We start from the raw sequence: 236 nt of genomic DNA, 5'->3' as shown, positions 1-236 counted from the left end.
CTCCGACGAAGACGACGATGCCGGCGATCCTGGCCAGTTCGGCCCGCAGGGCCACCCACGGGTCCTCGTCGGGCATGCCTCCGGCGATCGGCTGGGGAAATGGGCGGGCGACTAGGCGCCGCTCGAGGGCCCAACCGCCGCCGGATCGGAGCGCGTCGAGGAACCCCGCGACGGAGGCCGACCCGCCGACGAGCCCCGCTCCGCTGACCAGGTCGCGGTCGCGATCACCCACCAGC

General features: G+C 74.6%; 1 pseudogene. It reads right to left on the bottom strand.

The annotated features are described in order from the left end of the window. A pseudogene (locus AC0CH8_RS19140) lies at positions 1 to 236 on the bottom strand (SIR2 family protein); the annotation flags it as partial.

The organism is Sphingomonas sp. AC435, from assembly GCF_979253005.1.
The sequence above is the reverse complement of the archived record's forward strand: the minus strand, read 5'-3'. Positions and strand labels throughout refer to the sequence as shown.